26 protein-coding genes and 10 pseudogenes are annotated in these 23,540 nt (G+C 62.4%); 13 read left to right on the top strand and 23 right to left on the bottom strand.

Annotated features, from left to right (window positions below; genetic code table 11):
• The 3 genes and pseudogenes from H9L15_RS11525 to dapA form a co-directional block, all read right to left on the bottom strand.
• Positions 1 to 504 carry a DUF2062 domain-containing protein gene (locus H9L15_RS11525; protein WP_187715888.1) on the bottom strand — a complete coding sequence of 168 codons (504 nt, stop codon included), beginning with the start codon at positions 502 to 504 and terminating at the stop codon, positions 1 to 3.
• Positions 505 to 576: 72 nt separating this feature from the next.
• A complete protein-coding gene (smpB, locus tag H9L15_RS11530) occupies positions 577 to 1,059 on the bottom strand; it encodes an SsrA-binding protein SmpB (protein ID WP_187714169.1) in 483 nt (160 codons plus the stop codon).
• A 17-nt stretch (positions 1,060 to 1,076) separates the two neighbouring features.
• A pseudogene (dapA, locus tag H9L15_RS11535) lies at positions 1,077 to 1,951 on the bottom strand (4-hydroxy-tetrahydrodipicolinate synthase).
• Between the two features lie 83 nt (positions 1,952 to 2,034).
• Here dapA and H9L15_RS11540 point away from each other — a divergent pair.
• Genes H9L15_RS11540 through greB form a run of 4 tightly spaced genes read left to right on the top strand, consistent with a single transcriptional unit; the run spans position 2,035 to position 4,498 of the window.
• Complete coding sequence (locus H9L15_RS11540) at positions 2,035 to 2,379, top strand: hypothetical protein (protein WP_187714170.1); 345 nt, start codon at positions 2,035 to 2,037, stop codon at positions 2,377 to 2,379.
• Positions 2,295 to 3,353: a hypothetical protein gene (locus H9L15_RS11545; protein WP_187714171.1), complete on the top strand. Its 1,059-nt coding sequence runs from the start codon at positions 2,295 to 2,297 to the stop codon at positions 3,351 to 3,353. The genes H9L15_RS11540 and H9L15_RS11545 overlap by 85 nt, the downstream gene beginning before the upstream one ends.
• Complete coding sequence (locus H9L15_RS11550; RefSeq protein ID WP_187714172.1) at positions 3,335 to 4,000, top strand: lytic transglycosylase domain-containing protein; 666 nt, start codon at positions 3,335 to 3,337, stop codon at positions 3,998 to 4,000. The genes H9L15_RS11545 and H9L15_RS11550 overlap by 19 nt, the downstream gene beginning before the upstream one ends.
• A gap of 9 nt (positions 4,001 to 4,009) precedes the next feature.
• Positions 4,010 to 4,498 carry a transcription elongation factor GreB gene (gene greB / locus H9L15_RS11555; protein ID WP_187714173.1) on the top strand — a complete coding sequence of 163 codons (489 nt, stop codon included), beginning with the start codon at positions 4,010 to 4,012 and terminating at the stop codon, positions 4,496 to 4,498.
• Positions 4,499 to 4,500: 2 nt separating this feature from the next.
• Here greB and surE read toward each other — a convergent pair.
• A pseudogene (surE, locus tag H9L15_RS11560) lies at positions 4,501 to 5,262 on the bottom strand (5'/3'-nucleotidase SurE).
• 293 nt (positions 5,263 to 5,555) lie between these two features.
• Between surE and dksA the strand changes: the two are divergent.
• Entirely contained in the window at positions 5,556 to 6,020 is a 465-nt protein-coding gene (gene dksA, locus H9L15_RS11565; RefSeq protein WP_187714174.1) for an RNA polymerase-binding protein DksA, read from the top strand.
• 25 nt (positions 6,021 to 6,045) lie between these two features.
• Here dksA and H9L15_RS11570 read toward each other — a convergent pair whose 3' ends face one another.
• Positions 6,046 to 6,207: a YdcH family protein gene (locus H9L15_RS11570; RefSeq protein ID WP_187714175.1), complete on the bottom strand. Its 162-nt coding sequence runs from the start codon at positions 6,205 to 6,207 to the stop codon at positions 6,046 to 6,048.
• 165 nt (positions 6,208 to 6,372) lie between these two features.
• Here H9L15_RS11570 and H9L15_RS11575 point away from each other — a divergent pair, with 165 nt between their 5' ends.
• From H9L15_RS11575 to H9L15_RS17765, 4 genes and pseudogenes are all read left to right on the top strand, one after another.
• A complete protein-coding gene (locus tag H9L15_RS11575; protein ID WP_187714176.1) occupies positions 6,373 to 6,567 on the top strand; it encodes a YdcH family protein in 195 nt (64 codons plus the stop codon).
• A 95-nt stretch (positions 6,568 to 6,662) separates the two neighbouring features.
• Positions 6,663 to 7,148 carry a DUF1465 family protein gene (locus tag H9L15_RS11580; RefSeq protein WP_187714177.1) on the top strand — a complete coding sequence of 162 codons (486 nt, stop codon included), beginning with the start codon at positions 6,663 to 6,665 and terminating at the stop codon, positions 7,146 to 7,148.
• A gap of 20 nt (positions 7,149 to 7,168) precedes the next feature.
• Positions 7,169 to 8,314: an iron-containing alcohol dehydrogenase gene (locus tag H9L15_RS11585; protein ID WP_187714178.1), complete on the top strand. Its 1,146-nt coding sequence runs from the start codon at positions 7,169 to 7,171 to the stop codon at positions 8,312 to 8,314.
• A gap of 47 nt (positions 8,315 to 8,361) precedes the next feature.
• Positions 8,362 to 8,466, top strand: a pseudogene (locus H9L15_RS17765) (acyl-CoA thioesterase); the annotation flags it as partial.
• A gap of 267 nt (positions 8,467 to 8,733) precedes the next feature.
• Here the strand turns inward: H9L15_RS17765 and H9L15_RS11595 are convergent.
• The 7 genes and pseudogenes from H9L15_RS11595 to H9L15_RS20425 form a co-directional block, all read right to left on the bottom strand.
• Positions 8,734 to 9,687: pseudogene (locus H9L15_RS11595) on the bottom strand (NAD(P)H-dependent flavin oxidoreductase).
• Positions 9,684 to 10,681, bottom strand: a pseudogene (locus H9L15_RS11600) (NAD-dependent epimerase/dehydratase family protein). The pseudogenes H9L15_RS11595 and H9L15_RS11600 overlap by 4 nt, the downstream one beginning before the upstream one ends.
• A gap of 39 nt (positions 10,682 to 10,720) precedes the next feature.
• Positions 10,721 to 11,263 (bottom strand): CAP domain-containing protein, encoded by a 543-nt coding sequence (locus H9L15_RS20420; protein WP_187714179.1) that lies wholly within the window; start codon positions 11,261 to 11,263, stop codon positions 10,721 to 10,723.
• Between the two features lie 107 nt (positions 11,264 to 11,370).
• The gene (locus H9L15_RS11610; RefSeq protein WP_187714180.1) at positions 11,371 to 12,054 is read right to left on the bottom strand and encodes a hypothetical protein; all 684 of its coding nucleotides are present in this window, start codon (positions 12,052 to 12,054) and stop codon (positions 11,371 to 11,373) included.
• A gap of 83 nt (positions 12,055 to 12,137) precedes the next feature.
• A complete protein-coding gene (locus H9L15_RS11615) occupies positions 12,138 to 13,007 on the bottom strand; it encodes a glycosyltransferase family 39 protein (RefSeq protein ID WP_223276198.1) in 870 nt (289 codons plus the stop codon).
• Complete coding sequence (locus H9L15_RS17770; RefSeq protein ID WP_223276728.1) at positions 13,004 to 13,363, bottom strand: hypothetical protein; 360 nt, start codon at positions 13,361 to 13,363, stop codon at positions 13,004 to 13,006. Before H9L15_RS17770 ends, H9L15_RS11615 begins: the two co-directional genes overlap by 4 nt.
• Positions 13,364 to 13,476: 113 nt before the next feature.
• Positions 13,477 to 13,812 (bottom strand): annotated as a pseudogene (locus H9L15_RS20425) (hypothetical protein); the annotation flags it as partial.
• 70 nt (positions 13,813 to 13,882) lie between these two features.
• Here H9L15_RS20425 and H9L15_RS11625 point away from each other — a divergent pair.
• Positions 13,883 to 14,140 carry a glycosyltransferase family 2 protein gene (locus H9L15_RS11625; RefSeq protein WP_187714183.1) on the top strand — a complete coding sequence of 86 codons (258 nt, stop codon included), beginning with the start codon at positions 13,883 to 13,885 and terminating at the stop codon, positions 14,138 to 14,140.
• A gap of 215 nt (positions 14,141 to 14,355) precedes the next feature.
• Here H9L15_RS11625 and H9L15_RS11630 read toward each other — a convergent pair whose 3' ends face one another.
• The 7 genes and pseudogenes from H9L15_RS11630 to fsa all read right to left on the bottom strand — a co-directional run bounded on the left by H9L15_RS11630 (position 14,356) and on the right by fsa (position 18,329).
• Entirely contained in the window at positions 14,356 to 15,492 is a 1,137-nt protein-coding gene (locus H9L15_RS11630; protein WP_187714184.1) for a glycosyltransferase, read from the bottom strand.
• Between the two features lie 3 nt (positions 15,493 to 15,495).
• A pseudogene (locus tag H9L15_RS19785) lies at positions 15,496 to 16,405 on the bottom strand (tyrosine-type recombinase/integrase).
• Positions 16,402 to 16,833 (bottom strand): DUF484 domain-containing protein, encoded by a 432-nt coding sequence (locus H9L15_RS11645; RefSeq protein ID WP_223276199.1) that lies wholly within the window; start codon positions 16,831 to 16,833, stop codon positions 16,402 to 16,404. The pseudogene H9L15_RS19785 and the gene H9L15_RS11645 overlap by 4 nt, the downstream one beginning before the upstream one ends.
• The gene (locus tag H9L15_RS17790; RefSeq protein WP_223276200.1) at positions 16,782 to 16,970 is read right to left on the bottom strand and encodes a hypothetical protein; all 189 of its coding nucleotides are present in this window, start codon (positions 16,968 to 16,970) and stop codon (positions 16,782 to 16,784) included. The genes H9L15_RS11645 and H9L15_RS17790 overlap by 52 nt, the downstream gene beginning before the upstream one ends.
• A 115-nt stretch (positions 16,971 to 17,085) precedes the next feature.
• Complete coding sequence (locus tag H9L15_RS20430; RefSeq protein WP_398286139.1) at positions 17,086 to 17,286, bottom strand: DUF4142 domain-containing protein; 201 nt, start codon at positions 17,284 to 17,286, stop codon at positions 17,086 to 17,088.
• 86 nt (positions 17,287 to 17,372) lie between these two features.
• Positions 17,373 to 17,606, bottom strand: a pseudogene (locus tag H9L15_RS20435) (DUF4142 domain-containing protein); the annotation flags it as partial.
• A 70-nt stretch (positions 17,607 to 17,676) separates the two neighbouring features.
• Positions 17,677 to 18,329: pseudogene (gene fsa, locus H9L15_RS11655) on the bottom strand (fructose-6-phosphate aldolase).
• Between the two features lie 95 nt (positions 18,330 to 18,424).
• Between fsa and H9L15_RS11660 the strand changes: the two are divergent.
• Complete coding sequence (locus H9L15_RS11660) at positions 18,425 to 19,189, top strand: enoyl-CoA hydratase-related protein (RefSeq protein ID WP_187714188.1); 765 nt, start codon at positions 18,425 to 18,427, stop codon at positions 19,187 to 19,189.
• Between the two features lie 294 nt (positions 19,190 to 19,483).
• Here the strand turns inward: H9L15_RS11660 and H9L15_RS20440 are convergent.
• The 4 genes and pseudogenes from H9L15_RS20440 to H9L15_RS11675 all read right to left on the bottom strand — a co-directional run.
• A pseudogene (locus tag H9L15_RS20440) lies at positions 19,484 to 19,588 on the bottom strand (TadE/TadG family type IV pilus assembly protein); the annotation flags it as partial.
• Positions 19,585 to 20,040, bottom strand: coding sequence for a TadE/TadG family type IV pilus assembly protein (locus H9L15_RS11665; protein ID WP_187714189.1), 456 nt, complete (start codon positions 20,038 to 20,040; stop codon positions 19,585 to 19,587). The pseudogene H9L15_RS20440 and the gene H9L15_RS11665, both read right to left, overlap by 4 nt.
• A 154-nt stretch (positions 20,041 to 20,194) precedes the next feature.
• Entirely contained in the window at positions 20,195 to 21,124 is a 930-nt protein-coding gene (locus H9L15_RS11670; RefSeq protein ID WP_187714190.1) for a hypothetical protein, read from the bottom strand.
• Positions 21,103 to 21,324: a pilus assembly protein TadG-related protein gene (locus tag H9L15_RS11675; protein WP_187714191.1), complete on the bottom strand. Its 222-nt coding sequence runs from the start codon at positions 21,322 to 21,324 to the stop codon at positions 21,103 to 21,105. Before H9L15_RS11675 ends, H9L15_RS11670 begins: the two co-directional genes overlap by 22 nt.
• A gap of 223 nt (positions 21,325 to 21,547) precedes the next feature.
• Between H9L15_RS11675 and H9L15_RS11680 the strand changes: the two genes are divergently transcribed.
• Positions 21,548 to 22,753, top strand: coding sequence for a toxic anion resistance protein (locus H9L15_RS11680; protein ID WP_187714192.1), 1,206 nt, complete (start codon positions 21,548 to 21,550; stop codon positions 22,751 to 22,753).
• Positions 22,750 to 23,517: a hypothetical protein gene (locus tag H9L15_RS11685; RefSeq protein ID WP_187714193.1), complete on the top strand. Its 768-nt coding sequence runs from the start codon at positions 22,750 to 22,752 to the stop codon at positions 23,515 to 23,517. The genes H9L15_RS11680 and H9L15_RS11685 overlap by 4 nt, the downstream gene beginning before the upstream one ends.
• Positions 23,518 to 23,540 lie beyond the last annotated feature (23 nt).

The following is a 23,540-nucleotide window of genomic DNA, read 5'->3' on the forward strand; positions in this document are numbered from 1 at the left end:
TCAGGAGATTTCTTGAACCTGTGCGCCCTCGCGCGCGATCGCCCGGCGTTGTCCCCATTTGTGAGCGACCCACCAGCGCCATCCGACGAGCGACACCCAATATCCTGCGAACGCAAAGACTCCGCCGATGACGGCCAGGCCCGCGACCATTGCAGGAGCAGCGTCGGAAACGAGCCATGCCATCCAGCGCCAGACGCTGGCATGAGTGGAGGCGAGCGCCTGGAGCGTGGTGAGATCGGCCTTGAAGCCCATTCGACTGCCGACGTTGACCGCTGCAACCAAGAAGAACGGCGTCGTCGCGGGATTGGATAGGAACGTCATCGCGGCGGCAATCGCGACATTGGCCCTGAACGGCATGCAGAACAGAGCCGCGCCGACAATTTGGAGCCCCGGCACCATCAGGAAGATTCCTACGAACAGCCCGACTGCAACACCGCGCGGAACCGAACGTCGGGTGAATCGCCAGAGATCGGATCTGCGGATCCGGTGTCCGAATGGTTTCAGCCAGCGGCTATTCTGGACGTCTTCGGGGACGGCGCGTGCTTCGCCATGAAGCCGCGAATGGCGCCCGCGATCCTAGCCACGGTTTCTCAGCAGGCGCTGCTGCTCCCGTTTCCAGTCGCGTTCCTTCACCGTGTCGCGCTTGTCATGCACTTTCTTGCCTCGGGCGAGTGCAAGTTCGACCTTCGCCCTTCCCCGAGAATTGAAATATATGGATAATGGCACCAGCGTCAGCCCCTGACGCTGCACCGCACCCTGCAATTTCGAGATTTCGCGGCCTTTGAGCAACAGCTTGCGTTGCCGCCTCGGCTCATGATTCAGGCGATTGCCGTGGCTGTATTCCGGGATGTGGCTGTTGATCAGCCAGACCTCCTCACCCTCGACGGTGGCGTAGCTCTCGGCAATCGAACCTTCGCCCTGACGGAGCGCCTTCACCTCGGTTCCGACAAGAGCAATACCCGCTTCGACGCGGTCGTCGACGAAATAGTCGAACCGCGCGCGCCGGTTCTCGGCGACGACCTTTTTCTTGTCGAAGGGTGCTGGAAGGGGCTTGGACACGTCAGACTATATAGGGATCAGATCAGCCCTGCATGCTCCAGAGCTTTGTCGACCGCGCGCTTCGACCCATCCGAGGCTGGGGTCAAGGGCAAGCGCATCTCCTCAGGATAGCCCGGCCGCACGCGGGTCAACGCATATTTGGTCGGTCCCGGCGATGCATCCGAAAACAATGCCGCGTGAAGCGGATAGAGGCGATCCTGCAGCTTCAGCGCGTCGTCCCACCGCCCCTCGCGGGTCGCGGACTGGAAGTCGGCACACAGCTTTGGCGCGACGTTTGCGCTCACGGAAATGCAGCCGACGCCGCCCATGGCGTTGAAGCCGAGCGCCATGTCGTCATTGCCCGACAACTGGCAGAAGTCCTCGCCGCAGGTCAGCCGCTGCGCCGTCACCCGCGCCAAATTGCCCGTTGCGTCTTTCACGCCCACGATCCGCGGGTGCCTGGCTATCTCTGCTAGCGATTCTACCGAAATGTCGGCCACGGTTCGCCCCGGCACATTGTAGACGATGATCGGAAGCTCCGAAGCGTCCGCAACCGCAAGGAAATGCGCGACGAGACCCGCCTGGCTGGGTCGATTGTAGTACGGGACGACTACCAATGCGCCATCCGCGCCAGCATCCTTCGCGGCCTTCACATGGTCGAGACAGGTGGCCGTCGAATTGCTTCCACAACCCGCGATGACGGGCACCCTGCCCTCGCATGATCGACGACGAGCCGAAAGATCGCGTGCTGCTCCTCGCTGGTCAGCGTCGCGACCTCACCCGTGGTGCCGCAAGGGACGAGAGCGCTGCTTCCCTCCTCAATCTGCCAGTCGACGAATGCCAGAAGTGAGTCTTCATCGACACAGTTGCCGGAAAAAGGTGTCACCAGTGCCGGTATCGACCCGTAAAACATCAACTTTTCGCCTTCACGAGGGACTCCGCGACGTGGATAATCACGGCGGGTGTTCAGGGACTGATAAGGAGGGCGGTCGGATAATGTCCAGCATGAGAGGTGTCGCGCTCACCGTCCTGCTTGTCACATCGACGGCAGGGTCCACGCAGTCGCCCTATTCCGTGCCCGCACAGAGCACGGCGATGGCGGCCCCCGCCTATGGCTCCAGCGTCGGCTATTCGCTGAATGACTGGCGCAGGCTGAGGCAGAACAGCGGTTACACATTTGCCGACTATGCCCGCTTCCTGAATGCCAATCCCGGCTGGCCGGAAGAGTCCAAGCTTCGCGGCTGGCGGAAAAGGCGATGCGCCCCGGTGAGAATGCCGGCGTGGTTCTGGCATTCTTCTCGAACCAGCAGCCGCAGACCGGCAACGGCTATGCCCGTCTGACCGATGCGCTTAGCGCTACGGGCAGGACCGCGGAGGCCCTGGCAGCCGCTCGGGCAGCATGGGCCTCTCCCGATCTCAGCGCCTACGACGAGCAGAGCATTCTCTCTCGCTACGGGCGGTACTTCACAGTGCAGGACCATGACCAACGGACGGACGCGCTTCTGTTCGCCAAGGATCCGACGGACGCGCAGCGCTTCCTGGCGATGACGTCGCCGGCAAGGCAGGCCGCTTTCACGGCGCGCGTCGCGATGCAAAGCCGCTGGCCGGACGCCGAAGCCCGCTACCAGGCGGTGATCGGCCAGGTCACCGTAGACGCCGGCCTGATGATGGACCGCGCGCGGTACCTTCGCGACGCGAATTGGGAATCGTCTGCACGCCAGTTGTTCGCTCGCGATCACAACTTTCGATACCGCCCTGTCGACCCTGAGCGCTTCATGGACATGCAGCTGCTGCTCGCCAACGGCGCGGCGCAGGACGGGTCATGGACGCTGGCCTACAATATCACGCGGCAGACCGACGATGTCTTGCCGCCAGGCGTGAACGTCAGCGATCAGCCGCTTGGAATACGAGACAAATACACGTCATTGATGTGGCTCGGCGGGACCGCCGCCTGGAGCGGGCTCAACCGCCCGAATGACGCTGTCGTGATGTTCGACCGCTATTCGCGGGGCGGCAAGTCGCTGCAGGTCCTGTCGAAGGGTCTTTACTGGGCCGGAAAGGCCTCCCTCTCGGCGCGTCGAGGGAATGACGCGACCGCCTATTTCCAGCGTGCGGCCGTTTACCCCGAACTCTTCTACGGACAGCTCGCCCTGGAACAGCTCGGGCGTGCGATTCCCGCCCGGGGCCGCTGCCGACGTTCGCCGTCAGTCCCGCGCAACGCGCCGAATTCGGAAACCGCAGGCTGGTCCAGGCCGTCCAGATCACTGGGTCGCAAGGCCGACGCGACGAACAGACCTTGTTCGTTCGCGCGCTAGCAGAGTCGCTGAACAACGACGCAGAGCGCGTTCTCGCGACCCAATTCGGGCAGCGGGTCGATCGTCAGGATATCGGCGTGTGGGTGGCCCGCATGGCGCGCGTGAAGGGCAATGCCTTCTACGTCGAGACGGCCTACCCTCGCCTGCCGGTAGCGGTGCAGGGCGGGCGGATGTGGTCGCTCGCTCACGGCATCACGCGCCAGGAAAGCTCATTCGACCGTGCGGCGGTCAGCCACGCCGGCGCGCGCGGAATGATGCAGCTGATGCCCGGGACTGCGCGCGAGCAGGCCGGGAAGATGGGCCTTGGCTACGACGGTTACCGTCTGACGTCCGATCCTTCGTACAACGTCACGCTCGGTACCGCCTATTTCCAGCGCATGCTCAACATCTGGGACGGGAATGCGCCGCTGGCGGTCGCAAGCTATAACGCTGGCTCCGGCGCGGTGGGCCGATGGGTACGGCAATATGGCGATCCGCGCGGCCGCAAGGACGTGCTCCAATGGATCGAGCAGATCCCCTACAGCGAGACCAAGGCCTATGTTCAGCGCGTGATCGAGAACAGCGTCGTTTACGACCGCATGAACCCGAGCAATCCGACGCAGGCCGTTCACGTCTCCCGCTTCCTCGGCAAGAGCGCTCCAGGCTAAGAACCGATCATGAGTCAGGGGCAACCGCGGTTCATCACCGCTGACGGCTTCGCCAAGTTGCGAGCCGAATATGAAGAGCTGTTCTCAAACGAGCGCCCGAAGCTAGTCGAAACGATCTCCTGGGCCGCGGCGAACGGCGATCGTTCCGAGAACGGCGACTACATCTATGGGCGAAAGAAGCTTCGCGAGATCGATCGGAGGCTGGGCTTCCTCGCAAAGGTGATGAAGGCCGCAAAGATCGTCGACCCGGCGGCGCAAGGCTCACGCGACCAGATCCGGTTCGGAGCGACGATCGAACTCGCCGACGAAGAGGATTTGCGCCGGACGTTGACGATTGTCGGCGACGACGAGGCGGATGCATCGGCCGGCAGGATCGGATGGAGCGCGCCCCTGGCGAGAGCGTTGGTCGGCGCGCGCGTCGGCGATGAACGGACGGTTCGGTTGCCGGCGGGAGAGAAGAGCTACGAAGTAATGGCCATCCACTACCCCGAGGCCTGAGTTCAGGCGAAGCGCTGCCGCAAATGCTCCAGCGACGCATCGTGCGTCAGGTCGAGGTGCAGCGGTGTCACCGACACGTAGCCATCGGCGATCACCTCCAGATCCGTGGAGTGCCCGGGCGTCTCGACAACCGGGGCGAGCCCGAACCAGAAGTAAGTGTAGCCCCGGGGTCCTGACGCTCGACCAGGCGAAGGCGGCCATAGTCGCGAATTCCCTGACGGCAGACGCGAACCCCTTCACTTGCTCGGGCGGAAGCGCCGGGAAGTTGACGTTGACGAGGGAACCCGCCGCCATGTCCATGTCGATGATCGGCGCGAGCGCCTTCTCTGCCCAGGCCTCGGCTGCCGCGAACGGAACCGTGTCCCCATCCCCTCACGCGAATAGGCCTGGCTGAGCGCGATCGAACGAACGCCGGCGAGAGCGCCCTCCATCGCTGCGGAGACCGTGCCGGAATAGGTGACGTCCTCGGCAAGATTGGCACCCCGATTAATGCCCGAGAGGATCAGGTCCGGTGGCGACTCCTTCATGATGTGAGCCAGCGCCATCATGACCGCGTCGGTCGGTGTGCCGGTCACGGAAAAACGACGATTGTCGTGACGGCGAACGCGGACCGGCTGGGTCAATGTCAGCGAATGTCCTGCACCTGACTGCTCCTCCGTCGGTGCAACGACCCAGATGTCGTCCGAGAATCGCCTAGCGACCGTCTCGAGCAGGTCGAGCCCGCGCGCATTGATGCCGTCGTCGTTCGTCAGGAGAATTCGCATGGCCCGTGCCTATGCGGGACAGATGCACACCCGGCAATGGCGCCTCATGCGCTAAATCGGCAACAGAATCGTCATTTATTCACTGCCCGTTTGACAGTTCTTGTTAAGCGCCAACGGCTTATCTATAGGCGCGAGTGGGGGTAAACCGACTGAGTCCGGTTCCTAAGTACCGGTAAAGTCGACCTAATCCGCCACGGCTGCACCGTTGGCACGGCCGCAGCCAGCGGCGGCGCATACGGGGGTGTCCGGCGCGCTCGGGGAGCACGTTCGGTCCGAGCTGGGAGGGGTTCCAAATGGCTACTGCACTCGTCGATCTTTACGGCGGTCAACCGATACCGTTCGACCGTATCATCCTCGCCGAAGGTTACCGGCCGAGCGATGACGAAGAGTTCATGTGCGATCTTCACCGCGCATACTTCCTTCACAAGCTGAAAGACTGGAAGGAAGACATCGTCGAAGAGTCGCGCCAGACGATGGCCCAGCTTCAGGTCGACTCGCTCCGCGAACCCGACATTGCCGATCGCGCATCAAGCGAAACGGACTGGGGCATCGAGCTCCGCACTCGTGACCGCCAGCGCAAGCTGATCGCCAAGATCGATAGTGCCATCCGTCGCCTTTACGAGGGCGAATATGGCTATTGCGAAGTAACTGGCGATCCGATTTCGCTTGCTCGCCTTGAGGCTCGTCCGATTGCGACGATGACCCTGGAGGCGCAAGAGCGCCACGAGCGGATCGAGAAAGTGTCGCGGGACGACTGATTGCCGTCCCGCGAACGGGCGCTTCCTAGTGGAAGTGGCCGGCTAGTTCGTCTTTGAGTCTCAGCTTCTCTTTCTTGAGCTCATGGAGCTTGATCATGTCGGGGAGCGGACGGTGCTCTTCCTCGTCAATTTGTGCGGCGAGGTGAGCGTGCTGAGATGTGAGCTCCTCGGCATGTGCCTTGTCCATCGGTGCCATTCCTTTCCTTGAATGCGACTGGATAGCGTCAGTAGTAAAACACTTTTCTGGCGGTTTGTCTCGTATCGTTGATGTCTGCTCAGCCGACTGGGGTCGCGGCTCATCGCGCCCGGATGGCAACAATGCTATTGCCGTTGAAGGGAAGATTTGAAGCAAATGAACGACACTCTCCGAGAAGAGATCGATGCATTGAAGGCCGAGCATCGGCGCCTCGACGAGGAGATTGTCTCCCTTTCTTCGGAGCCTTTGTACGATCAGCTGGAGATCGCCCGACTCAAGCGCCGGAAGCTCCAGCTCAAGGACCAGATCCAGCTTCTGGTTGACCGTAGCACGCCCGACATCATCGCATGATTACTGTCCCGTAACGGGATAATTCCGCCGCCGCGCGCCTCTCAGCGGCGTTTCATGCGTTTTCAGGCCAGAAGAACAATGGCAGTCATTGCGGGATGGACGATTCGAGCAATCCGCCGGCTGAAGCACGTATAACGTCGCGGCTGATCGACAGCCTCTACACCGAGGCAATGCTGCTCGCCGACGAGGCACGGTCCTATTTCGACGACGCCGGGCGCGACGATCGCAGCACGCTCGAGCCGTTCGTACGGGTCGGATTCGCCTGTGAGTCGCTGAAGGTGACGACTCGGATCATGCACATTGTCGCCTGGCTGCTCACGCAGCGGGCAGTCGAGAGCGGAGAGCTGTCCGGCCGCGAAGGACGCCGGCCGGAGCGCCGGCTCGGCCACGCCGCCGAGAGCGAGCCCGATCTTGTCTCCAAGCTCCCGCCCTCGGCGCAGCACCTGATCGAGGCCAGCAGCGAACTTTACGCGCGAATCAAACGGATCGACGAGGGCGTCGTCACCGAGGAGCCGATCGCAAGCCCGGCCCGGGCGCTGATGGGTCGCCTGGAACGCGGCCTTGGTGGGAATTTCGGCTAAGCGTTGATAGGCTGCGCGCCATGCGCAGTTTTTCCTTTCACCCAGGGCCAAGGCTCCTCGCCGGTGACGGCCAGTCTGAGACCCTGGCCGATCTGCTGCCTCCAGGTCCGGTCTTGTTCGTCACCGATGAACAGCTCGTCGGGCTTGGACTGATCGACAAGGCGCGCGAGGCACTGATCGAAAGCGGTCGCGAGGTCGTCCTGTTCGACGAGGTCGAGGCTGATCCGTCGCGTCAGACTGTCGAGACGGCGGTGGACACTGGACGATCCGCGCAGGTGGCTTCCGTCGTTGGGTTCGGTGGCGGAAGTCCGATGGATGTGGCAAAGCTCGCCGCCTACTTGCTTGGCTCCGGCGACAATCTGGATGAGGTCTGGGGTGTCGACGTCGCCAAGGGGCAACGCCTCCCGCTGGTCCTCGTCCCGACAACGGCAGGCACGGGGTCCGAAGCGACCCCAATCTCCGTCATCACTTGCGAGGGCGGCGTGAAGCTTGCGGTCAACGCCCGCCCGCTGACGGCAGATTGGGCGGTGCTCGATGCGCAATTGACCGTAGGGCTTCCCCGCAGCGTAACCGCGGCAACGGGAATCGACGCAATCGTCCACGCAGTGGAAGCCTACACCTCGGCGCGGCTCAAGAACCCGATCTCGGACGCTCTCGCCCGCGAAGCGCTTCGGTTGCTTTCAGAGAATCTGCTCACGGCCTGCACGGAACCGGCGAATATCGCCGCGCGCGAAGCGATGCTGCTTGGTGCCCACCTCGCCGGTGCGGCCTTTTCGAACGCCCCCGTCGCTGGGGTTCACGCCCTCGCCTACCCCCTCGGCGGGCTCCATCATCTCCCGCACGGCGTGAGCAACGCCCTGATGCTGAGGCATGTGCTCCAGCACAACGCCGAAGCGGCGCGCGACCATTACGCGGAGCTGGCGCCGATCGTCGTACCTCAGTGCGAATCGGGAGGCAGTCAGGCTCGTGCAGCGCTGCTCATTAACCGTCTCGACCAGTTGGTCGCCGAAAGCGGAATAGCAACACGCCTCCGCGACTATGGGATCGATATTGCCGAGGCTCCTTTGCTCGCGCGGGAAGCGATGAAGCAGAAGCGGCTGCTCGTGAACAATCCCTGCGAAATTACCGAATACGATGCCCAGCGGCTTTACGAGGCTGCCTGGTGAGCCGCACGCCGGCGGCCACCCGGTCGGACTTCAAGACATGGCGCACGATGTCTACGCGCTGGGCCGACAACGACGCCTACGGCCACGTCAACAACACGGTCTACTATGAGTGGTTCGATAGCGCGGTGAACGCCTGGATGGTCGAGAACGGGATGCTCGACATCGCCCATGGCGATCCCATTGCCCTGGTCGTCGAAACGCGCTGCACTTATGCTGCGCCCTCGCCTTCCCGCAAGCGATCGAGGTGGGTCTCGCCGTTTCCGCGATTGGCCGGTCAAGCATCCGCTATCGCATCGGGATCTTTGCCGAGGGCGCCGTTAGCGCTGCGGCGGAGGGAGAATTCGTCCACGTTGTCGTCGATCGGGCGAGCCGCCGGCCTGTTGCTATCCCCGCCAATTGGCGGGAACGTCTGGAAACGCTTAGCTAGCGCAAAGCCTCGACTTCGCCGAGCGATACTCCGACGACAGCTTGGCGACGAGCTCGCCGGCAGGCAGCACGCTCTCGACCGCGCCGACCCCCTGCCCCGACCCCAGATGTCGCGCCAGGCCTTCGCACCCGTTGCCGACTGGAAGTTCATCGCATCCGCGCCGGGCTGCGGAAGATTCTCCGGGTCGAGACCTGCCGCGACGATCGATGCTCGAAGATAATTACCGTGAATGCCAGTGAACAGGTTGGAATAGACGATATCGGCGGCACTGCTGTCGACGATTGCCTGCTTGTAGTCATCGCTGGCCCGAGCCTCTTGCGTCGCGATGAAGGCCGAACCGATGTAGGCGAGGTCCGCACCCGCAGCCTGAGCGGCGAGGACAGCCTCACCCGTCGCAATCGCCCCGAAAGAGCCAGCGGACCGTCGAACCAACGGCGGATTTCATGGATCAAGGCGAACGGTGACCAGCGGCCGGCATGCCCGCCGGCACCCGCCGCGACCGCGATCAGTCCGTCAGCGCCCTTCTCGATCGCCTTCCGCGCAAAGCGGTCGTCGATGATGTCGTGCAGCGTGATCCCGCCCCAGGCATGGACTGCGTGATTGAGCTCTTCCCGGGCGCCGAGCGACGTAATGACGATCGGCACCTTCCACTTCGCGCACACTTGGACGTCATGCTCGAAGCGGTCGTTGGATCGGTGGACGATTTGATTGACGGCGTAAGGCGCTGACGGGGCCTCGGATGGTCCCGATCATGTTCGGCCAACGCCTCCGTGATTTCATGGAGCCACTCATCGAGCTGCTCGGCCGGACGCGCGTTCAGCGCCGGGAAGCTGCCAACGACGCCCGCCTTGCACTGGGCAATGACCAGCTTTGGATTCGAAACAATGAAGAGCGGTGCTCCGATAACGGGCAGCCGCAGGTTTGAAAGGATGGGAGGAAGCATCAGACCCCGTGATACTCGCGATACCAGTCGACAAAACGCGGCACGCCGTCGTCGATGGTGGTGGTTGGCTGGAAGCCGTGATCAGCCTCGATAGCGCTGATATCGGCGAATGTGTTCTTTACATCGCCGGCCTGCATCGGCTGCGGTGAGATCAGCGCCTTCCGCCCGGTCGCTTGCTCCAGGAGTTCGACGACGCGCATCAGGTCTTCGCTACGGTTGTTACCGATGTTGTAAAGCGCATGCGGCGCGATCCCGCCGCCGGCCTTCGTCGACCCGTCATCCGCGGGTGGGCCGTCGAGGCAGGAAACCACGCCCGTGACGATATCATCGATGTAGGTGAAATCCCGGCGCATCTCGCCGCCGTTGAACAGTGGAAGCGGCTCACCGGCATAAAGCGCCTTGGTGAAAATCCACATCGCCATGTCTGGGCGACCCAGGGCCCGTAGACGGTGAAGAAGCGCAAACCGGTCGAAGGCAGCCTGAAGATGTTGGCGTAGGATTCGCTCATCAGCTCATTCGCCTTCTTGCTGGCGGCGTAGAGCGAGAGCGGATGGTCGACGCGGTCCTCAACCCGGAACGGCAGCGACTTGTTGCCTCCGTAGACGGAAGATGAAGATGCATAGACGAAGTGGCTTGAACCGCGCGCACGAGCAAGCTCGAGCATATTGCCATGCCCGACAAGGTTCGAGTTGAAGTAAACCTGCGGGTTCTCAAGGCTGTAGCGCACGCCCGCTTGGGCCCCTAGATGGACGATCCGGTCAAAATCCGCCGTTCGGCTAAGCTCTTCCAGGGCTCCCGCGTTCGAGAAATCGAGATGGTCGAAGCGAAAGCGGTCGCCGAAGTCTCGCGCGAGACCGTCAAGCCGCGCCTGTTTCAGCTTCGGATCGTAATAGGCATTGAGATTGTCGATGCCGACCACGCGGTCGCCGCGCGCGAGTAGGCGCCGGGCCGTCGCCGCCCCGATAAAACCAGCCACCCCCGTGACGAGAACCGTCATGCATGTCGATTAGCCGGACGTTATGCCGAAGCGCCACTGTTAAATCGTTGGCCCTCCGGACACGTCAGATTGCCGTGCGGCCGTCGATGTTGCCGGGGGCGAGTAGCGGCAGATAAGATAGTCCCATTGATGGCTCGGGTAGATGGCGCACCCGACGCGCGTCGTGCTTCGCCACACCATCTGGGTGTAATGGCCAACGTCCGCCCAGTTCCCAGTCCGGCTCACATAAGGAAATGGCATTCCGGGCCGGTAGTTCGCGCGCTCGGCTATCCAATTTCCAACCATCTGTTCCGGCGAATAGGCGCCGCGAGTCCCCATCCACAGATTCTCATGCTGACCCGCCCGGCCAGACCTCCGGGAATGCTTGAGCCTTCCAATTCTCGCCAGAACTGGTCCGTAGGATGCTGCTGAAGCGGCCAGCACAGGATCCCATTGCAACGGAGCAACTCCGAGGCGCGCTCGTTCCTGATTGTGAGCAGCCAACAGTCGATAGGCGGTCAGACTGGATGCATAAGGGTGGCTTGCGGATGCCGCTGGCGTCGATGCGGCGATCAGCGCCAGCCAAATGAGTCCCTTGAACATCGTCCGATTCCCAACCCGTTGGAAGATGCTATTCAGCTTTGTCGCCAACGAAGAGATGCCGGCGATTCATTTTGCCGCCGATCGGACTCATTTCATCGATAATGCGGTTAGATCAGCTCACCTTGGCCAGGATAGCTGCGGGGGCATGATGCTCCATGACTCTCGCTCAGAAACGCCCGAGCGACCTTGGGGTTCGTAAGGCGGACCACCCGCCGGCGATCCGGCTGGTAACCAAAGAGACCCAGACCATAAGGGTAGCCGGTAAGCTCGCCGTAAAGTGATGTCTCCAATCCGATCGGGCCGCTCCTCGTCCTGTCAGTCGCGATGTCTCCCGAAATTTGTCGGTCGAGTATAATGCTAAGAGCGGGTCCTACATCCCAATAGGTTTCGAACACCACTCCCGGCCCGGCATATGGGCAAACACCCCCGAGGATGATCGTCGATCCCTGTGGCAGCCCGGCGAGGTCTCGCTTTGCTGCGGTCAGGATCTGCTGCTGACGACGCGAGGCGTCGACCCAATAGCTTTCGATGATCGAGATCCGAAGCATCGCGACCGCAACTACCAGCCCGATGGTAGTAGCCATGACCGGTCCGCGGATCCTTTCGCTCGACAATTGCGTAACCCAACACATGGCGGCGACAAAGATCATTGCCAGTCCCGGCGCCGCAGCCATTGTGACCCGGTTGGAAAGCCCGGTCGGAGATAGGAGAAGACCGCCCAGGACGAGGAAAACGGCATGGCCGAGCAAGAAGGTTGCGAGGCCGACGACGGCCATTATCGCTGGGCGCATAGGGCCCGCGTTCCACATTCGCCAAGTCGTCAACCCGCCGATGGCGATCCCGGCACCTATGGCACCGAGGCCGATTTGCCCCGTCAAGAGGGAGCTGATTGCGTTCCCCACCCCCGCAGCGTCTGGAAACCGTAGACGTCTATTCCGGCAAACAGGTTGGGACCGGACTGGGTACGCCAGTCGAACCCCGGGTCGAAGGCCTGCAACGGAATGGCAAGAAACGGATAGAGCTTGGAAAGCGGCTGCATCCGGTCGCTGATTGCCATCTTCACCAAGACCGAAATCATGATCGTCAACACCGTGATTGCGATCAGGAACACCTTCTCGCGAGTGAGCAGCACCTGACCTTTGCGTTGCCGGTCGGCCACGACGAGCCCCACCGGAAAGGCGACTATCAATGGAGCGAAGATCTCGTAGGAAAGCGCGCTGATGGCGGCGCAGGCGACCGCTAGGGCGATCCACGGCCAGCGTCCTGTCCTCAGGAATGACGTCTGGGCATGCATCGACGCAAGAGCCGCAAGCATCGACAAGGGCACCTGCACCGTCGCGACCCAGACGCGAATGGTGGAAAGTTGCGGAAGAACGGTAAAGACCGCCACGGTAGCGAATGCTTCCGGACGCCTGAAGTCGAGGCGGAGGAGGAGCAGGTAAAGCGCAAGCGCGCAGAGCGCGATCACAGCGGTATTGATCAGGTGATAGCCGAGTGGATTGAGCCCGAAGACTTTGAAAAGAAGCAGGATGTAGGCGCCCTGGACAGGCCGGCCAGGATAATCCCCGAGGAGATCTGCAAAGCTGGTGCGGCCCTTCAGGAACTCGCCAACGAGGCCCCAGTCGTCACTGTAGAAGCCGACGCTCGCGACATAGGGAGCGGCGGAAATGAGCACGAGCAATAGGATGCAGGCCGTGTCGATGCCGACAGCCTTCCGCTCGGCCGTACATCCCGCCTCGATCATCGGTCCTTGCTTGAGACGTAAGCCCTTGCACCCCGCAGGAACTGCCGTGCCAAAGCGAGCGTCTGACGGCCGAGGCGCTTTCCGAACGAGGGAGCGGGAGCAGGCTCGATGAAGTAGGACGCGTGGATATCCTTCCAGCCAAGGCCGGCGGATGCGAGCGTGTAGAAAAAGGTCTCGGGATCCTGCCATTCGGAGCGGACGTCTGCTCCGAACGGACCCGCCGAATGCGCCTTGAAGTGGAACGCCTGCCTGCCATTCGACGTCTCGATAAAGGCGTCACGATATTTCTCGGCGACCGACCATCCATCGACAAGGCTGAAGGCTTTGTACCCGGCATCGACCAAGGCGGCGTACACATCGATGGAATGGGATTCCGCCGAGATTTCGGGGGATGGATTCCGGCCCTGAAGATTTCGCGAAGTACGGCGCCGTCCATCCCTTCGAGATCGACCTTGACGTAGCGGGGCGCGCCATGATCGCGGATCACTTCGGACGGCCGTCTGCACAACACTTCGACACGCTCGAACTCTTCCGCATTCTCAAGATCGGGCGCAGCCAACTGACTGAGAACGTGGTTGGTTTTGTGAGTGTAGAAGTCGAGCGACCTCCCACTATCCTCAGTCGATAGGGCAACGTTCAAGACCACGAGCCGGCCCGCGGCGATCTCTTGTGCGAACCTCTCCTCAACAGCCTTGCAGAGCGCCGGATTGGCCTCGACCCCGACAACCTTGTCGGCCTTCAGCAGGTAATACTCTACGTCGTCGCCATTATTCATGCCGAAATCGTAGATGACGCCGCCCTGCATTCGCCACGTGTGACAGCAGCAATGACGGAAGGCTACTCCCCGTCAGCAGTTGCTGTAAGAAGCGAGAGTCATGGCGGCCGCGTCCAGAGTTTCGGTGATCTCGAGCTTCTTCAATGCGGAGGATTTCCTCGCGGAATGCGTGCAGAGCGTGCTCGAACAGGACTTCGCCGATTTGGAGTTGATCCTCGTTGACGATGGCTCCGAAGATCGCAGCTCGCAGATTGCATTGAGTTTCGCCGCAAGCGACGAACGGGTCCGCTATCTCGAGCATCCGGGACATCAGAACCGCGGCACCTGCGCCTCCCGGAACCTGGGGCTTCGAGAGTAGAGCAGCGAGCTGGTCGCGTTCATCGATGCCGACGATCGGTGGAGGCCATTGAAGCTCCGCCAGCAGCTGGAAATCATGGACCAAATGCCGGACGTCGACGCGGTCTGCGGCGCGGTGAACTTCTGGGCCAGCCATGCAGGCGGAAACGACGAAACGATCGCGACGGGACACGTTTTCAATCGCGCTATCGCCGCGCCGGAAGGGCTCCTTAATATCTATCCGCTGGGAAAGGCCGATCCCCCTGCCCTTCGGATTTGCTGATGCGGCGCACAATCGTGGAGGCAATCGGCGGCTTCGAGGAGTCCTTCACAGGCCCGCGACAGCTGTACGAGGACGCCCTGCCAATCACGGTCGTAGCCCACGGGCGGTGACCCGCCGAGCCCGCATTCGATCAGCGACAGCCCGGTCAACGGCGAGACCGTCACGCAATGGGGGATGATCTCGGACAGGTCCTCTTGGGTGGTCTGACCGATGAAGTAAATTCGTGAGCGAATGCCGAGCCGATCGGCAAGCTCTTCCAGCTCCGCCTGCATTGGCCCTGCGCCCGCGAGGACGCCGATGGCCGTCGGCTCTTGCTCGACCACCAAAGCCATGGCCTTAAGCGCTTCGTCCGGCTGCTTCAGCTTCAGCAGCCGGCCGACATAGAGCAGGGTTGGATGGCCGAACGGAATGCCGAGCCTGGCGAACGTCTCCTCACCGCGCGTCCGGTCTTCAGGCGGAATCATGTGCACACGCTGGATGTTCCCGGAAATCGGGATGATGGCGGTGTGCCGTCGCGCTCCGTTCGCAATGGCCCACCCGAGGTTATTGCGGTTGTTGCCCGCAACTAGGTCCGCGCGCTTCAAAACGAAGCGGCCGATGGCCTGCTGCAAGCGGTAAGACGGGATCAGCCGCGGCATGGCGAGCGCGCCGGCTTCACGGTGAAGCTCTTCATAATTGCCGCCGATGCGTATCATCAGCGGCTTACCCGTCATGCGACTGAGCGCCCAGGCCAGCAGCCCCGAAAGAAATGGATCGGTCGCAGCAACGACCCCGACGTCCTGCTTGTGAACCAGCCTCTTAAGCACGCGCAACAGGGCCGCCTGGGACAGCAAGAAGTTCAACGGCAGCAGCGAACGCGGAAGGCGGTAAAGCTCGCTCATACCTTCGACGACCAGCTGGCGCTTTGTGAAGCGGATCAAGTGAATCCGCCCTTTCTCGGCTCCCACCAGGTCGGCGACGGGGTGAACCGAGATCACCCGGTCGAAATAGCCCGAGGCATGACGAGCCTCGAAGTTATGCTCGTGCTTCTTCTCGCGCACCTCAGCCGCGCGATACTCGGCTGCGATGTAAAGAATGCCCCGCTTTGCCATAATTCAGGCGCGCGGATGGGCGTGACGATAGACGTCGAGCAGGCGCGCAGCGTCGACGGCCGTGTAAATTTGCGTCGACGACAGGCTGGCGTGACCGAGCAATTCCTGCAGCGCGCGAAGGTCCGCTCCGCGAGCGAGCAGATGCGTCGCAAAGCTGTGGCGTAGCGCATGCGGGGTCAGGCTGTCGGGCAGTCCGAGGCGCCGACGGGCCGCGGCAACCGCGCGGCGAACCAGATCGGGATTGAGCGGTCCACCCCTCACCCGAGGAACAGGGGACCGTCCTTGTCGATCGGCCAGGGACACTGGCGAGCATAATCGTCGATCGCGTCCCTCACCGCCGGCATGATCGGTACCACGCGCGTCTTGGAGCGCTTGCCGGTGACCCGCAGGGCCTGGCCGATGGGGCGGACGCTACCGGTCAGCGAAAGCGCTTCGGCGACGCGCAGGCCGCTGCCGTAAAGGAGGAGCAGGATCGCAAGATCACGCGCGCCGATCCATTCCGCCGGAGCAGCGTCGCCGGCATCTTCGGCAAGCGACACCGCTTCATCGGGCGCCACCGGTCTCGGCAGGGTCCTCGGCCTCCGGGGGCGCGGGTCCTTGGCAGTTGCGGCAGATTTCCCTGCTGTTCAGCGGCATAGGTCAGGAAGTTGCGAACAGCCGAAAGCTCTCGCGCGGTCGATGCGGCGCCAAGACCCTCGCGGCGGCGGTCCGCGAGAAAGGCCCGCAAGTCCTGCGCCGAAATCACCAGCAGAGACGCGTCATCGACCGCTTCCCCGCGATAGGCGCCAAGAAAGTCGATCAGCCGATGAGCCGTCGCGACATAGGCTCTCGCGGTATGCTGCGAGCGCCTGCGATCATGAAGAAGATGACCAGCCCACCGCTCGACGAGCGCGCGCGCTGGATGATCGCTCAGCTCTTGGGGTCCACCAGCCACCGGCGGATGATAGCCGCAAGACTCCGGCCAAGGAACATCAGCAATTCCGACCCGTGACGAGCATCGAGATCGAGCTCCGATCGCTGTCCAAGCGTCAGCAAACCGGCGGGAAGCCGATCACCGCAATCGATACTGATCAGCGCTTCGGCACGGATCAGTTCGCAGGCAGGTCCGAACAGTGGATGACCGTGGGGCACGGCGCGCATCGACACACCCTCAACCTGGTCGATCCACCGCAACAGCAGCTGCGGTTCGACCTGGTGGACGCCATTGCAGTCCGCACGGAAAGCCCGATCACCCACCATCAAGGCAAGCGAGACCGCGTCGATGCCCAGTATGAGCGGCCATTCCTGCGTCACGACGTGAAGGAGATCGTCCGTTCCGTCGGCTTCCATCGCCGCCAGCACAGCCTCGTGGATGGCCGACACTGCTCCTGAATGCCGCGTGCAAAGGCAATCAGGTCCTGGTTGGCTTCCTCGACAACACCCAGGCGCTCACGCAGATGCGCGAGAGCGTGGTCCTTGAACGGGATCACTCTAGCCATGCGGACAGATTTACGCCCGCATCGGTTAATTTCCTACAACGATGCGATCATCCGCGCTCGCCCGGCCGTGCAGGATCCTGGTACGCCGGAGGAGGCGGAGGCGGCGGAGCAGCCATCACCTGCAGGCCTGCAGCATGTTCAGATGGTTCTGAACGACCGGGACGATGTTGCTTGCGGTCGTTCGCAGCGCTGGCACGTCGCCGCCGCTCGCATAGCCCTGGTGGAGCTGGAGCGCCTGCTGGTGCGCTTGGATCTGCACGTCGCGGAAGACCATGTCGAACTGCCCCGGAGGAGCCGACTGTATCTGCTGAAGCATCGCCGCGTGTTCTGGGCGCAATGCCGGGGCGGCGCTGCAATCCCGGCCGACTGGGCAGCAGCCATCAGCTGCTGCGTGCTGTTCGTATGATCGGCGACCAGCATCTGCCCGATCTGCCGGACCGACGGGTTTTGGGACATCTGCTGCGCGAGCTGTCCCGACTGAATCTCGAACTGGTCACTGCTCCCCGCCATTCCGAGATAGTTCGGGGCGTAGAGCGGCGAGTTCACGTCGACCGCCGGTGCTGCCGGCTCTGGCGGATTTGTAGCGCAGGCGGACAACAGAGCAGCCGCTGCGGCGGAGACGAGCAATAACCTCATTCGGACCTCCCGTTTTCTGGATGAACAGAAAACAGGTCCGCTAAGCGTCTGTTCCTACGGCAGTTCTTTGCTAGCCGATCTCTTGACCGGTCTTTTCCCAGTCGGCGAGGAAACTCTTGATGCCATTGTCGGTCAGTGGGTGCTTGAACAGCTGGTGGATGATCTTCGGGGGCGCCGTCATGACGTCAGCGCCGATCTTCGCTGCTTCGAGCACGTGGATCGGGTGGCGGACGCTGGCGACAAGGATCTCGGTGCCGAAGTCGTAATTGTCGTAGATCAGGCGGATGTCGGCGATGAGCTGCATGCCATCGAAACCGATGTCGTCATGGCGGCCGACGAACGGCGAAATGAACGTCGCTCCAGCCTTGGCCGCCAGCAACGCCTGGACCGCCGAAAAGCACAGGGTCACGTTGACCATCGTGCCATCGCTGGTCAGCGCCTTGCACGTCTTCAGCCCGTCCTCGGTCAGCGGGACCTTGATCGCGATATTGTCGGCGATCTTCCGGAGAATCTCGGCCTCTCGCATCATGCCTTCATGGTCGAGGGCGACGACCTCGGCGGAGACCGGCCCTTTACGATCGATGCGATTTCCCGGGTCACCTCGATGAAATCGCGACCGGACTTGTGGATCAGCGAAGGGTTGGTCGTGACACCGTCGAGCAGGCCCGTGGCGGCAAGCTCGCGGATCTCGGCGATCTCGGCGGTATCAGCGAAGAATTTCATGGTTTGCGTCAGTCCCGGCTTTGGTGGATTTGCAGCCGCATAGCCGGTGCTTCGCGGGCCGTCACCCGATTCGCACCGTCACGAGGGAGGGGCAATTGAGCGAGCACGTCCGGGTCGAACGCAACGAGGATGTCCTGGCGATCACCCTCGCCCGCCCGGATCGGCGGAACGCGATTACCGTCGCGATGTATGCCGCGCTGGCGGACGCATTCGAAGCCGCCGCGACGGACGAAGGTCTTCGGCTGATCACGCTAAGTGGCGAGGGTCAGGACTTCACGGCCGGAAACGACCTCGGCGATTTCATGGCCGAGCTTCCGCGCGACGGATCCGACATCCCGGTCTGGCGATTGCTAAGGGCGCTCGCGAGGAATGAGGTGCCGGTGGTGGCCTCGGTGCACGGGAACGCGGTCGGCATTGGGACGACCATGCTGTTCCATTGCGATTTCGTAATCGCCGAGGAAGGGACCCGGTTTCTGATGCCCTTTGTCGACCTTGGCCTGGTTCCCGAGGCGGCAAGTTCCTTGATCCTGCCGCGGCTGGCGGGGCGCCGCCGGGCGGCGCGCTACCTTCTTCTCGGCGAGCCCTTCGGGCCGGAGGAGGCGCAGGAATTCGGGCTCGTCAGTCATGTCGCGCCCGCGGGTCAGCTTCAAGCTGTGACAGCGAAGATCGTTGGAGCGCTTCGGGCCAAGCCGTCCGAAGCGCTGCGCCTGACCCAGCGGCTCTTGAGGCGCAGTCAGTCCGACGAGGTGCTGGAGCGCATGCAGCTGGAGAACGGACATTTCTCCGAGCGGCTGACATCGAGCGAGGTGCGCGACGCCATCTCCGCTTTCTTCGCCAGCCGGGCGAAGGCGGTCAGCTAGCGGTGTAAGCGCGCTTCGAGCGGTTGAGAGTGATCGTCGGACCCCGATGAAGATGAAGTTCATCTTCTTGCTGTAGCTGATCGAGAGGTCGCGGTAACCCGTGCCGGGCACCGGATCGGCCACAGTGAACGCTCCGTCACCCTTCCCGAACAGCTTGGAGGTGATCCGCGCCTTGATCTGGACGTCTGAGGGGCTGGTGCAAACGCCGCTACTGGGAATGCAAAGGGTCGCGTACCGCGCTCCTTCGCCCAGCGCGTGCTGCATACCCGCGTTGGCCTGGTAGAGCAGTCCGACCTGGAACAGGCCGTAGATCATCGAGACGAGCACCGGCAGTGCAAGCGCCATTTCGATGGCAGCGGCGCCGCGTGTGTCGCGCTTCAGGATCGAAAGCCGCTTCATTGCGTCCTCATTCCGGTCTTGCCGGTAATTGTGAACGTGCCGTCGGCATTCGCCCGCGGATAATATTTCGACCGGAACATTGGCGTGAACGTGCCCTGCACGGCAACGGTCACCCAACGCGCATAAGTTGCGGACCCTGAGCAGACCGAGTTGTAATTCGTGGCACGCACACCGTCGCATTCCAGCCAGTAATCGATGGTGACGTTGGCGGTCGGAACACCGGCGGCCGCGGCCGCTTCGGTCTGCAGGGTACCGTAGGTGCTGGTCGTCGTCTGGTACTGCTGGACCTTTTCGATCGCACGCTGTGCCGACTGCTCGAGCTTCAGCTTGTACGAATAGGCGCGAGCCATATCGACCATCCCGATCAGCAGCGACCCCAGGATAGGTGCGACAAGTGCGAGTTCGATGATCGATGCGCCGCGTTCATCGCGGATAAGGCGTTTAGTGCTCATGACTATTCCACCAGCCTAATCTTGGAGCCCTTGAACGAGGAAGAGCCGGAGTTAGCCGGACAGACGTTGCTGACCGCGCTGTTGCCGGTGAACGTCACGCGCTTTGATACGATCTGCAGGCAGTTCGTCTGCATGCCCGTCGTTCCGTTGAAGGTCAGGTCCGCGCGAGGGAAATAGAGCGCCCTTGCAGCGACGATGAGCTATTACCGTTGACCTTCTGTGAGTTGTCCGCCGTCGCTCGCCGATCCTGGTAGATCAGGATGCCCTTGTACGTTCCCGAGCTCGGCGCGGTCATGTCAACGTCAGCGCCACCGTTCATGTCGACCCCGCCGATGGTGGCCGTCGCACTGCTACTGCGGTTGGTCAGGACGATGGTGCAGCCGCTGCAGCTGACGTTGGCTTGCGCACCGGTGCTGAAGGAGCCGCCGTCGATGATGTACGTGCCCGACCCAAGGGTAACGTTCCCCTTCAGATTAAGACTGCTGTAGCAACCCGCCGTCAGCGACGCGCTCGTGTTCGGATTCACCGTAACGCTTGGGCAAGCGCCGGATGGAAAATCGGTCGCGGGAGGGGCTGTCACGCCAGCAAAGGGATCAGCCTGCGCCAGTGTAAACGGCTGAAGCACGGTTCCAGTGTGCCAGTGCGTGCTCGCCGGGATTCCGCCGACGGCGGCAACCGGGCTTGCGCCAACATCGGACGAACCCGTAGCCACGGCCGCCGACATCGACGTCGAATTCGTGATCATCCCACAACCAAGATCAACGTCCGTGCTGCCGGTCGCGTCGATGCCGGTCACCGCCTGGTTCTCGAGGCTGATAACGCAGTAGTCGCCGCTGGGGACGATGGTTGCTGTTGAGATGCCGCGGATGGTCGGGGCAGCGTTCATGAAGAGTCCGGAGAAGGCGAGCTTCTTCTGAATCTCGAGCACGACGCGAACCGCGTTCGAGTCCGCAGTATAGCTGCCGACAGTCGGCGGATTGGTCAGACCGCACCAGGTCGCAATCCCGGTAAGGTTGTTCTTCTTGAGATCGTAGGCGACCGGATCGGCGTAGGTCGGGTTGGTCAGATTGTTGCAGCTTCCCACCGACTTACCCGATGCGATCGCGTAAACCCGGCATAGGCGGCGGAGTCCGCGGCGCGCTGGATCTGCCTTTTCCAAAGCGTCCACTGGATCGTGTCACTGGCAAGACCAGCCGATCCCAGCACGAGCGGGAGTGCCGCGCCCGCAATCGCAAGAGTGTTTCCACGACGGTCGCGCCACAGGCGCTTGATTGACGAGATCATCTGTCGAACCTCAGGCAGTCGATGCGCATTGCATGCCTCTATCCCGGTCAAGGTGAGGGAAAGGTTCAAAGTTTCGGTTAACGCCGCTTAACGAGCGATCGGCGAGCGGCCTTGAACGCGGGCGTATTAGTTATATAATACAGTAGAAGTTGTCGCTTGCGCGGCGTACGGGTGATGTCCACCCTGCTCGCTCGCACTGCGATTGGATGACAAGGATTTGACGATGGCCACGGAACCAACGACCGAGACCAAGACGGACACCAAGCTGAAGCTGGACCCGCCGGAGGCTCTCAACCCGATCGCGCCGGCAGAAGCCGCTGGCCTGGTGCCGTTGAAGACCGAAGAGACGAGCGAGCTCGACAAGAGGGTCGATCAGTTCGTCGAGGAGCTCGCCGCCCTCGACGCGAACAGCCCGGAGTTCGGCAAGAAGGTCGACCAGTTGACCGCCATGGGCCGCAAGGAGATCGCCGAGGCCGCCGGCGCATCCAACCGCTTCCTCGACCGGCCGGTCAAGGCCATCGACAAGGATAGCGGCATCGGCGCAGACCTGACCGAGCTTCGCCGTACGGTGGAGGAGCTCGACCCGAAGGGCGCAACCAAGACCAAGAAGTTTCTTGGCATCATCCCGTTCGGCAACAGCATCGACCGCTATTTCGATAAGTATCGCAGCTCGCAGACGCACATTTCGAAGATCCTGGGCAGCCTCGCGAACGGCAAGGACGAGCTGCTGATGGACAATGCCGCCATCGATACCGAGCGCGCCGGCCTGTGGAAGACAATGCACAAGCTCGAGCAGATGGTTCATATCTCCAAGAGCCTCGACCAGAAGCTGGAAGACAAGGCGGCCGAGCTCGATGCCACGGATCCGGCCAAGGCCAAGGCGATCCGGGAGAGTGCCCTCTTCTATACGCGGCAGCGCACGACCGACCTGCTGACGCAAATGGCGGTGACGGTTCAGGGCTATCTCGCCCTCGACCTCGTCAAGAAGAACAACGTCGAGTTGGTGAAGGGCGTCGATCGCGCTTCGACCACGACAGTCTCGGCCTTGCGAACGGCGGTGACCGTTGCTCAGGCGATGACGAACCAGAAGCTGGTGCTTCAGCAGATCACCGCGCTCAACACGACGACTGCGGGCATGATCGACAGCACCGGCGAGATGCTCCGGACCCAGACGGGAGCGATCCATGAGCAGGCTGCATCCTCGACCATTCCGCTCGAGACGCTCCAGCGGGCGTTCCAGAATATCTACGAGACGATGGACCAGATCGACCGATTCAAACTCCAGGCGCTCGACAGCATGAAGCAGACGGTCAACACGCTTTCGTCCGAGGTCGAGAAGTCGAAGGGCTACATCGCTCGTGCCGAGGGAGTGAACCAGGCTAAGCTGGAGGGCAGCGTCTCTCCGCTGACGCCTATTGAGAGCAAATGAGCACAGAGAGGTTCGATCGGGTTATCCAGCGTGCCGACCGCGTCATGCGGCAGCTGGACGAGCGCGACGGCGCGGTTCGCGAGGCCGCGCGGCGCGAACGGCAGCGGCTGAACTCAGACCTCGCCCGACGCGTATCGCGTGTGGGCGTCGCGATTGGCGTGGTGAGCCTGATCACCATCATCGTCGGACTGATTCAGCCCATCGGCATGTTCGGATTTCTGGCGGCCGTCGGGATCGCGATCGGCATCGCCGCGCTCCTCGGCTTCATGCCGAGCGGCAAGGGCAACGCCACGGCTCCCGCCGCTGACCTGCCCAATGGCGCGATGGTCCAACGCTTCGATTCCTATCTCTATCGGCAACGCGGGGCCCTGCCCGCGCCCGCGCGCGCGGAAATCGATGCAATCAGCAGGGTCCTTCCATCGCTCAAGCAGACACTGGAGCGCATCGACGACCTCAATCCGGATGCTCAGGACGCTCGCAGGCTGATGTCGGTGCACCTGCCAGGCCTGATCGACCGCTACATCAATGTCCCGGCCGAGTTCCGGAGCCACAAGGACGGCGAGGACGTAACCGTGGACGAGAGGCTGGTCGAGGGACTCCATGCCGGGCGTGATGCGCTCGCCGAGGTCGCAGAGCGTCTGGCCCGGTCGGATGTCGCGGCGTTCGAAACGCAAGGCCGCTTCATCCAGAGCCGCTATGGCGAGGACGGACAACAGCTCCTTCGTCCCGGCGACAGCAAAGATCGGGACATGATCGAAAGCTGAGACCCCTGTTTCAGGCCGGGCTC

This window comes from Sphingomonas daechungensis, assembly GCF_014489495.1.
GTDB lineage: Bacteria > Pseudomonadota > Alphaproteobacteria > Sphingomonadales > Sphingomonadaceae > Sphingomicrobium > Sphingomicrobium daechungense.